Raw genomic sequence first — 9010 nt, forward strand, 5'->3', positions numbered from 1 at the left:
CCTGCCACTCCAACACTGTAACAGGTGTGCTTTTTGTTAAAGGAGAAGCTATGTTAGATATTAAACGAATTCGTACAGACTTTGATGCAGTTGCTGAAAAATTAGCGACACGTGGCGTAGATGCAGCTGTTTTGAATGAAATGAAAGAAATCGATGCCAAACGTCGAGACATCTTGGTCAAAGTAGAAGCCCTCAAGGCTGAGCGTAACACAGTATCTGCTGAAATCGCCCAAGCTAAACGCAACAAAGAAAATGCAGATGATAAGATTGCTGCCATGCAAACTCTTTCTGCTGAGGTCAAAGCTCTTGATGCAGAATTGGCAGAAATCGATGCGAAATTGACAGAATTTACTACGACTCTTCCAAATATCCCTGCTGATAGTGTGCCTGTTGGGGCTGATGAAGACGATAACGTAGAAGTTCGCCGTTGGGGAACTCCTCGCGAGTTTAACTTCGAACCAAAAGCTCACTGGGACCTTGGAGAAGACTTAGACATCCTTGACTGGGAACGTGGTGGTAAAGTCACAGGCGCTCGTTTCCTCTTCTACAAGGGGCTTGGAGCTCGCTTAGAACGTGCTATCTATAACTTTATGTTGGATGAGCATGGCAAGGAAGGATACACAGAAGTCATCACCCCTTACATGGTCAACCACGATTCTATGTTTGGTACTGGTCAATATCCAAAATTCAAGGAAGATACTTTTGAACTCAGCGACACCAACTATGTCTTGATTCCAACTGCTGAAGTTCCACTGACCAACTACTACCGTGATGAAATCATTGATGGTAAAGATCTACCAATCTACTTTACTGCCATGAGTCCATCATTCCGTTCTGAAGCTGGTTCTGCTGGTCGTGATACTCGTGGTTTGATTCGTTTGCACCAATTCCATAAGGTAGAAATGGTCAAATTTGCCAAACCGGAAGAATCATATGAAGAATTGGAAAAGATGACAGCCAACGCTGAAAACATCCTTCAAAAACTCAACCTTCCATATCGTGTCGTGGCTCTCTCAACGGGAGACATGGGCTTCTCAGCTGCTAAGACTTATGACTTGGAAGTATGGATCCCAGCACAAAATACCTATCGTGAAATCTCAAGCTGTTCAAATACAGAAGATTTCCAAGCACGTCGTGCTCAAATCCGCTACCGTGATGAAGCAGATGGTAAAGTCAAACTTCTTCACACTTTGAACGGTTCTGGATTGGCTGTTGGACGTACCGTCGCTGCTATTCTTGAAAACTATCAAAATGAAGATGGTTCTGTAACCATTCCTGAAGTTCTTCGTCCATACATGGGTGGCGCTGAAGTCATCACACCAAAATAAAGTTTAAAAAAACTGAGCCTTGCAAATTGCAAGCTCAGTTTTTTAATATTTACGAAAACGTTGGTAACGTTGCTCTAGAAGTTCTTCGAGAGGCAAGGCTTGTAGCTTCTTCAATTCTGCTTGGATTTCTTCCTTCACTTGAGCTAGTAATTCGCCATTAGAAAAACCATGCTCCGGAATCACTTTGTCCACAATATCCATATTCAACAACTCATGCGAAGTAATCTTCATCAATTCAGCTGCTTCCATGGCACGGCTTCCGTCTTTCCAGAGAATAGAGGCAAAACCTTCTGGACTCAAGACCGCATAGATGGAGTTCTCAAGCATCCAGACCTTATCTGCTACAGCAAGAGCCAAGGCCCCACCAGAACCACCTTCTCCGATGATAATCGCGATAATCGGAACTTTTAAATCACTCATTTCCATGAGGTTGCGGGCAATAGCCTCACCCTGTCCCCGCTCTTCAGCGCCAACACCCGGATAAGCACCCGCAGTATTGATGAAGGTTACTACTGGACGACCAAATTTCTCCGCCTGTTTCATCAGACGCAAGGCTTTTCGATAGCCTTCTGGATGAGGTTGGCCAAAGTTTCGACTGAGGTTGTCCTGAAGATTCTTTCCTTTTTGAATCCCAACAACCGTTACCGCTTGATCCCCTAGCCAACCAATTCCACCGATCACTGCACCGTCATCTCGGAAATTCCGATCTCCATGCAATTCGATAAAATTATCAAAAATTCCATGAGCATAATCGAGAGCAGTCAAACGTCCTTGGTCACGAGCTTCTTTAATAATTTGTGTTATTCTTGTCATTACTTCCCTCCATGAAAGGCTAACAAGTCTGCGATTGTTGAACGCATTTCACTACGCTGGACAATCACATCCACAAAGCCATGCTCCTGCAAAAATTCAGCCTTTTGGAAATTATCCGGCAACTGTTCCCGTACGGTAGACTCGATCACTCTTCGACCTGCAAATCCCACAAGGGCCTGGCTCTCTGCAATGATAATATCTCCTTCCATTGCAAATGAAGCCGTTACCCCTCCTGTTGTTGGGTCTGTTAAAACCGTCAAATAAAACAGGCCTGCTTTTGAGTGTCTTTGAACAGCTGCAGAGATTTTAGCCATCTGCATCAAACTGACGATTCCTTCTTGCATCCGAGCTCCACCAGAAGCGGTAAAGAGCACAACTGGGAGCCTTTCTTCTGTCGCCAATTCAAATAGACGGGTAATCTTTTCACCGACCACAGAGCCCATAGAAGCCATGATGAAATTAGAATCCATAATACCAAGAGCCACTTGATGGCCCCCGATCTTTGCAGTTCCTGTTAGCACAGCTTCATCTAGTCCTGTCAATTCACGAACAGCCGCCAATTTCTTCTTGTAGTTTGGAAACTTAAGCGGGTCCTTGGTCTCAATACCCGTAAACAATTCAATAAAGCTTCCTGGATCAATCGTCAATTGAAGTCGCTCAACTGCAGAGATGCGGAAGGTATAACCACACTTAGGACACAGACGTTCACTTCCCAGATCCTTTTGGTAAATCGTATGTTTACAGCCCGGACACTGAGAAAACAACTCATCTGGAACCTCTGGTTTTGGCTGAGGTGCTTCAATGGCCGACCGATTGGGATTAATTCGAATGTACTTATCTTTTTTAGAAAATAAAGCCATCAACTTCTCCTTACTTGGTAAAAGAACTTTGTAATTGTGCGTGTTCATTCCTTGTGAAAATGAATCTCACATTTACAAAGTTCATTGCTTATTGATTTTTCTGATAATTTGGTAAAAATGTCTCCATCAGAAAGGCGGTATCGTAATCACCAGCAATCACATTCGAATCTGAAATCAAATCCAATTGGAAATCACTGTTGGTCATTACACCGTCAATTTCCAACTCATAGAGGGCGCGTTGCATCTTCATCAAGGCATCAAAACGATTCTCTCCATGGACAATGATTTTGGCAATCATACTATCGTAGTAAGGTGGAATCGTATAGCCAGGGTAGACAGCTGAATCCACGCGCAAGCCGACTCCTCCACTTGGAAGATAGAGATTGGTGATTTTTCCTGGACTTGGTGCAAAGTTAAAGGCAGGATTTTCTGCATTGATCCGGCATTCAATTGCATGGCCAGAAATTTGAATATCTTCTTGGCTTACAGACAATTCTTGCCCAGCAGCAATTTTAATTTGCTCTTTCACGATATCAATTCCTGTGACAAATTCTGTCACGGGATGCTCAACTTGAACCCGAGTATTCATCTCCATGAAGTAAAATTCGCCTTTACCTTCATCGTAAAGAAACTCGATTGTCCCAGCATTTTCATAGCCAACAGATTCTGCTGCTCGGACAGCTGCAGATCCGATTTGGTCTCGAATTGTCTTACCGATTGCTACGGATGGAGATTCTTCGAGGACTTTTTGGTTGTTTCTTTGAAGGGAACAATCCCGTTCACCCAAATGAACCACATGCCCAAATTGGTCAGCCAAGATTTGAACCTCAATATGACGAGCTGGGTAGATGACGCGTTCAAGGTACATAGCTCCATTGCCAAAGGCCGCCTTAGCTTCTGTCGAAGCAGATTCAAAAGCTGGAACTAGGTCTTCTGCCCGTTCTACTTTACGGATCCCTTTACCGCCACCTCCAGCTGATGCCTTCAGCATGATAGGATAGCCAATCCGATCGGCAACTTCCAAGGCTTCTTCAGCTGTATGAACTTCACCATCTGATCCTGGAATTACAGGTACACCTGCTTTGATCATTTGTGCTCGGGCATTAATTTTATCACCCATCATATCCATGACAGATCCTGATGGTCCAATAAACTTAATCCCGACTTCTTCACACATGGTGGCAAACTTCGAATTTTCACTCAAAAATCCAAATCCTGGGTGAATCGCTTCTGATCCAGTCAAAACAGCTGCAGATAAAACAGCATTCATGTTCAAATAAGACTCGGTTGACTTGGCAGGCCCAATACAAACTGCTTCATCCGCTAGTAAGGTATGCAAGGCTTCCTTATCAGCCGTTGAATAGACAGCGACTGTTTCAATTCCTAATTCACGAGCAGCTCGAATAATCCGGACCGCAATTTCACCACGATTCGCGATTAAAATTTTTCGGAACATAGAAACCTCCCTAGTTACCAATTGCAAATGTTAGGGTCCCGCTAGCAGCTAATTTCCCATCGACTTCCGCTTTTGCTTCCACGACCGCAATCGAACCACGGCGCTTGACAAAGGTAGCTGTCATTACGAGCTGATCTCCCGGAACGACTTGTTTTTTAAATTTAACCTTATCCATTCCAGCATAAAAGACTAATTTTCCTTTATTTTCTGGTTTGGATAATTCTAAGACACCGGCAGTTTGTGCCAAGGCTTCCATAATGAGGACACCTGGCATTACTGGGTAGCTTGGAAAGTGCCCATTAAAGAAGGGCTCATTGATCGTCACATTCTTAATGGCTACAATCGTATCCTCACTTGTTTCAAGGACGCGATCCACCAACAACATCGGATAGCGATGCGGAAGAGCCTCTTTAATAGCTTGAATATCGATCATTTAATCCGTACCAATCCTTTCCCAAACTCAACCATTTCTTCATTTGAAACAAGGATTTCAGTGACAATTCCATCCCTTGGTGCAGGAACTTCGTTCATAACTTTCATCGCTTCAATAATCAATAGGGTTTGGCCTTTTGAAACGCTATCTCCAACCTGAACAAAAGCTGGTTTATCTGGACCTGAAGCTAAATAAGCTACACCAACAAGAGGACTTTCAACCACTTCCCCTTCTGCTGCTACTGCTGGACTTGCTTCAGGAGCTGGTGCTGAAGAAGCAACTGGTTCTTCTGCAAGAACAACAGGGCTCTCAACAGCAGGTGCCACTTCTTGAACTACAGGAGCTGGCGTAGCAGGTTGTGGGCTAGCTACACTACCAGCATTTTTACTAAATGATAGCACATCCGTTGCATTTTGATAGCTAAATTCACGAAGACTAGATTGGTCAAATTGACTCATTAAGTCTTTAATCTCTTGAATATTCACTTTATCCCTCCCAACGTTTAAAGGCTAAGACAGCATTGTGTCCTCCAAATCCAAATGTATTGGAAATGGCATAAGAAATCGGACGTTCTTGCCCTTCACCAAAGATGACATTAGCTTCAATATAATCTGATAACTCTTGTGTTCCAGCAGTTTTTGGAACATATTGATGGCGAATTGCTTCAATCGTCGCAATAGCCTCAACTGCCCCTGCTGCCCCCAAGAGGTGACCTGTAAATGATTTTGTAGAAGATACTGGAACTTCTGTACCAAATACAGAAACGATTGCACCACTTTCTCCTTTTTCATTTGCTGGAGTAGAGGTACCATGAGCGTTGACATAATCAACTTGAGCTGGTTCAATTTCTGCCTCATCCAAAGCCAACTTCATTGCTTTGATAGCACCTTGACCTTCTGGATGTGGAGAAGTCATATGGTAAGCATCACAAGTATTTCCGTAACCCACGACTTCAGCAAGAATGGTTGCACCACGTTTTTCAGCGTGTTCCAAACTTTCAAGTACCAACATTCCTGATCCTTCACCCATTACAAATCCATTCCGATCTTTATCAAATGGAATAGAAGCACGAGTTGGATCTTCTGTTGTTGAAAGAGCTGTTAGGGCTTGGAAACCGGCGATTGCAAATGGTGTAATAGAAGCTTCAGAACCACCAACCAACATCAAATCTTGAAAACCAAACTTAATAGCGCGGAAAGCATCTCCAATCGCATCATTGGAAGAGGCACAAGCAGTATTGATCGATTTACAAATTCCATTAGCTCCAAAACGCATCGCAACATTACCAGATGCCATATTTGGCAAAGCTTTTGGAAGTGTCATTGGTTTGACACGTTTTGGTCCTTTTTCATGCAAACGAATCACTTGATCTTCAATTTCTTTGATACCACCAATACCAGAAGCAACAATGACACCAAAACGATCTTTATCAATAGCTTCTACATCTAAACCTGCATGATTCACAGCTTCTTGAGCGGCATACAAAGCATACAAAGAGTAGTTGTCAAAGCGGTTTGTATCTTTCTTGATAAAGTACTTATCAAATGGGAAATCTTGGATTTCAGCTGCATTATGAACAGCAAAGTCACTGTGGTCAAATTTTGTAATCGGACCAATTCCAATCTTTCCTTCTTTTAAACTATTCCAAAATTCTTCTGGAGTGTTTCCGATTGGAGATGTCAAGCCATAGCCTGTTACAACAACACGATTTAATTTCATTTCAAAACCTACCTCTTTTTATTGCATGGTTAAGCCACCATCAATTGCGATGACTTGCCCTGTTAGATATTCTTGAGTCGCAAGAAAGACTGCAACATCTGCCACTTCTTCTGTATTTCCAAATCGTTTCATTGGAATTTGAGCGAGAGACATTTCTTTAATTTTTTCAGGAAGTCCTTCTGTCATATCAGACTCAATGAAGCCTGGCGCAATGACATTTACACGGACATTTCTACCAGCTACTTCACGTGCTACAGATTTAGAAAAACCAATCAAACCAGCTTTTGAGGCTGCATAGTTGGCTTGTCCAACATTTCCTGTCAGACCGACAACACTCGACATGTTAATGATAGCACCTTCACGTGCTTTGGTCATCGGTTTTAAGACTGATTGTGTCATATTAAAAGCACCGGTCAAATTCACCTTCAAGACTTGCTCGAAATCTTCTTCCGTCAATTTCAACATGAGCTTATCATTGGTAATCCCAGCATTGTTGACAAGGATGTCTACTGAGCCAAGTGCTTCAATCGCTTCCGCGACCATTCGTTTCGCTTCCGCAGCTTGGGATACGTCCCCAGTAACACCAACTACCTTCACACCGTATGAGGCAAATTCATCCACTAGGCCTGCTGGGAGCTCTCCACGACTATTTAAGACAATGTTGGCACCTTTTGACGCAAATTTATGCGCAATAGCCAATCCAATGCCTCGACTTGAGCCAGTAACAAATACATTTTTATTCTTTAGTTCCATAGTCACCTCATCTTATTCGTTCAGTAGGGCATCAAGGCTGGCTTGATCCTCCACATTTTTCGTTGGAAGAGTTTTATCAATCTTTTTCAAGAAACCAGTCAAGACCTTACCTGGACCAATTTCAATCACTTCATCTACTCCAAACTCTTGAATCGTCGCAATCGAATCATAGAAACGAACGGGCTCCATCACTTGCCGAGCTAATAAAGCTTTGATTTCGTCTGATTTCATGATTTTTGCTTCTGTATTCCCAACCAAAGGCAAGCTAAAGTCCTTAAAAGGAACTTTTTCAAGTTCAGTCGCTAGTTTTTCACTAGCAGAAGCAAGTAAGGCCGTATGGAAAGGACCAGAGACATTCAGAGGAATCAACCGTTTTGCCCCTGCTTCTTGTAAGAGTTCAACTGCATAATCCACAGCTTCAACCTCTCCACCGATCACAATTTGGGCAGGAGTATTGTAGTTAGCTGGTGTTACAACTCCCTTTTCAGAAGCCTGTTGACAGATTTCTTCAATCAAGGCAGGATAAGTATTCATAACAGCTACCATCTTCCCGCTTCCAGCAGGCGCAGCTGTTTCCATAAATTCCCCTCGCTTAGCTACCAAGGCGACCGCTTCTTCAAAGGAAAGAGCGCCTGCAGCAACCAAAGCAGAATATTCTCCTAGGGAGAGACCAGCCACAATATCCGGTGTTATGCCATTTTCTGCCAATAGACGATAAATAGCTACAGAAGTTGTCAAAATAGCTGGTTGAGTATAGCGTGTTTGATTGAGTTTTTCTTCGTCAGAATCAATCAATTCACGCAAATCATAACCTAGAATACGACTAGCCGTATCAAATGTCTCTTTGACAACGGGATAAGTTGCATACAAATCACTAGCCATCCCCAATTTTTGGGCACCTTGACCAGCAAATAAGAAGGCACGTTTTGTCACTGTTCTCTTCCTTTCCTTTACTTGTTAGAATTTCACATCTGCCCAGCGAGCTGCTTCTTTCTGAATGACCTTAGCAGCTCCAAGATAGATATCTTCCAAGATTTCAGAACAGGTTTCTTCTTTACTTACGAGACCTGCAATTTGTCCTGCCATCACAGATCCATTATCAACGTCTCCGTCAACAACCGCATTGCGAAGAGCACCTGCTCCTAATTCTTCAATTTCTTCTTGAGTCTTCTTACCTGCCAAGAAATCTTTTTCAGCTTGGTTATAGGCAGAAGCCAATTTATTCTTAATCGCACGAACTGGGTGGCCAACAACTGACGCAGACACCACTGTATCAATGTCCTTAGCTTTCAAGATTTTATTCTTAAAGTTTTGGTGAGCATTTGATTCTTTAGCAACGACAAATCGTGTTCCCACTTGAACAGCATCTGCTCCAAGCATGAAGACCGCAGCCGCTCCTGCACCATCTGCAACACCACCAGCACCGATAACTGGAATAGAGACCGCTTCGACCACTTGACGAACCAAGGTCATGGTCGTCAATTTACCAATATGACCTCCTGCTTCCATTCCCTCAGCAATGACAGCATCCGCACCTAGTTTTTCCATCCGTTTTGCTAAAGCTACTGAAGGTACAACTGGAATAACGGTAATGCCAGCTTCGTGGAAACGATCCATGTATTTTCCAGGATTCCCTGCACCAGTAATA

Annotated in this window: 10 protein-coding genes; 1 reads left to right on the plus strand and 9 read right to left on the minus strand. The window is 43.1% G+C overall.

The genetic code is table 11. The features are described from left to right. The first annotated feature begins 50 nt into the window (after positions 1 to 50). Entirely contained in the window at positions 51 to 1328 is a 1278-nt protein-coding gene (gene serS, locus H8S88_RS09705; protein ID WP_125336175.1) for a serine--tRNA ligase, read from the plus strand. A gap of 42 nt (positions 1329 to 1370) precedes the next feature. On the opposite strand, the gene H8S88_RS09710 is transcribed toward serS, so the two are convergent. The 9 genes from H8S88_RS09710 to H8S88_RS09750 form a co-directional block, all read right to left on the minus strand. After that, complete coding sequence (locus H8S88_RS09710) at positions 1371 to 2141, minus strand: acetyl-CoA carboxylase carboxyl transferase subunit alpha (RefSeq protein WP_048789383.1); 771 nt, start codon at positions 2139 to 2141, stop codon at positions 1371 to 1373. Then, positions 2141 to 3001, minus strand: a complete 861-nt coding sequence (accD, locus tag H8S88_RS09715; RefSeq protein WP_048789384.1) for an acetyl-CoA carboxylase, carboxyltransferase subunit beta — start codon at positions 2999 to 3001, stop codon at positions 2141 to 2143. Before accD ends, H8S88_RS09710 begins: the two co-directional genes overlap by 1 nt. Positions 3002 to 3089: 88 nt before the next feature. Continuing rightward, positions 3090 to 4457: an acetyl-CoA carboxylase biotin carboxylase subunit gene (locus tag H8S88_RS09720; protein WP_125336174.1), complete on the minus strand. Its 1368-nt coding sequence runs from the start codon at positions 4455 to 4457 to the stop codon at positions 3090 to 3092. Between the two features lie 10 nt (positions 4458 to 4467). After that, positions 4468 to 4890 (minus strand): 3-hydroxyacyl-ACP dehydratase FabZ, encoded by a 423-nt coding sequence (fabZ, locus tag H8S88_RS09725; protein WP_006596902.1) that lies wholly within the window; start codon positions 4888 to 4890, stop codon positions 4468 to 4470. Continuing rightward, positions 4887 to 5375: an acetyl-CoA carboxylase biotin carboxyl carrier protein gene (gene accB / locus H8S88_RS09730; RefSeq protein WP_125336173.1), complete on the minus strand. Its 489-nt coding sequence runs from the start codon at positions 5373 to 5375 to the stop codon at positions 4887 to 4889. Before accB ends, fabZ begins: the two co-directional genes overlap by 4 nt. 1 nt (position 5376) lies before the next feature. After that, on the minus strand, positions 5377 to 6609 hold the full coding sequence (gene fabF, locus H8S88_RS09735) for a beta-ketoacyl-ACP synthase II (RefSeq protein ID WP_023022242.1): 1233 nt from the start codon (positions 6607 to 6609) through the stop codon (positions 5377 to 5379). Between the two features lie 18 nt (positions 6610 to 6627). Continuing rightward, complete coding sequence (gene fabG / locus H8S88_RS09740; RefSeq protein ID WP_048688768.1) at positions 6628 to 7362, minus strand: 3-oxoacyl-[acyl-carrier-protein] reductase; 735 nt, start codon at positions 7360 to 7362, stop codon at positions 6628 to 6630. A 12-nt stretch (positions 7363 to 7374) separates the two neighbouring features. After that, the gene (gene fabD / locus H8S88_RS09745; protein WP_236128280.1) at positions 7375 to 8295 is read right to left on the minus strand and encodes an ACP S-malonyltransferase; all 921 of its coding nucleotides are present in this window, start codon (positions 8293 to 8295) and stop codon (positions 7375 to 7377) included. 24 nt (positions 8296 to 8319) lie between these two features. Continuing rightward, the coding region (locus tag H8S88_RS09750; RefSeq protein WP_236128281.1) for a nitronate monooxygenase at positions 8320 to 9010 on the minus strand (691 nt) is incomplete at its 5' end.

It is taken from the genome of Streptococcus sp. GS001, assembly GCF_021595565.1.
Lineage (GTDB): Bacteria > Bacillota > Bacilli > Lactobacillales > Streptococcaceae > Streptococcus > Streptococcus xiaochunlingii.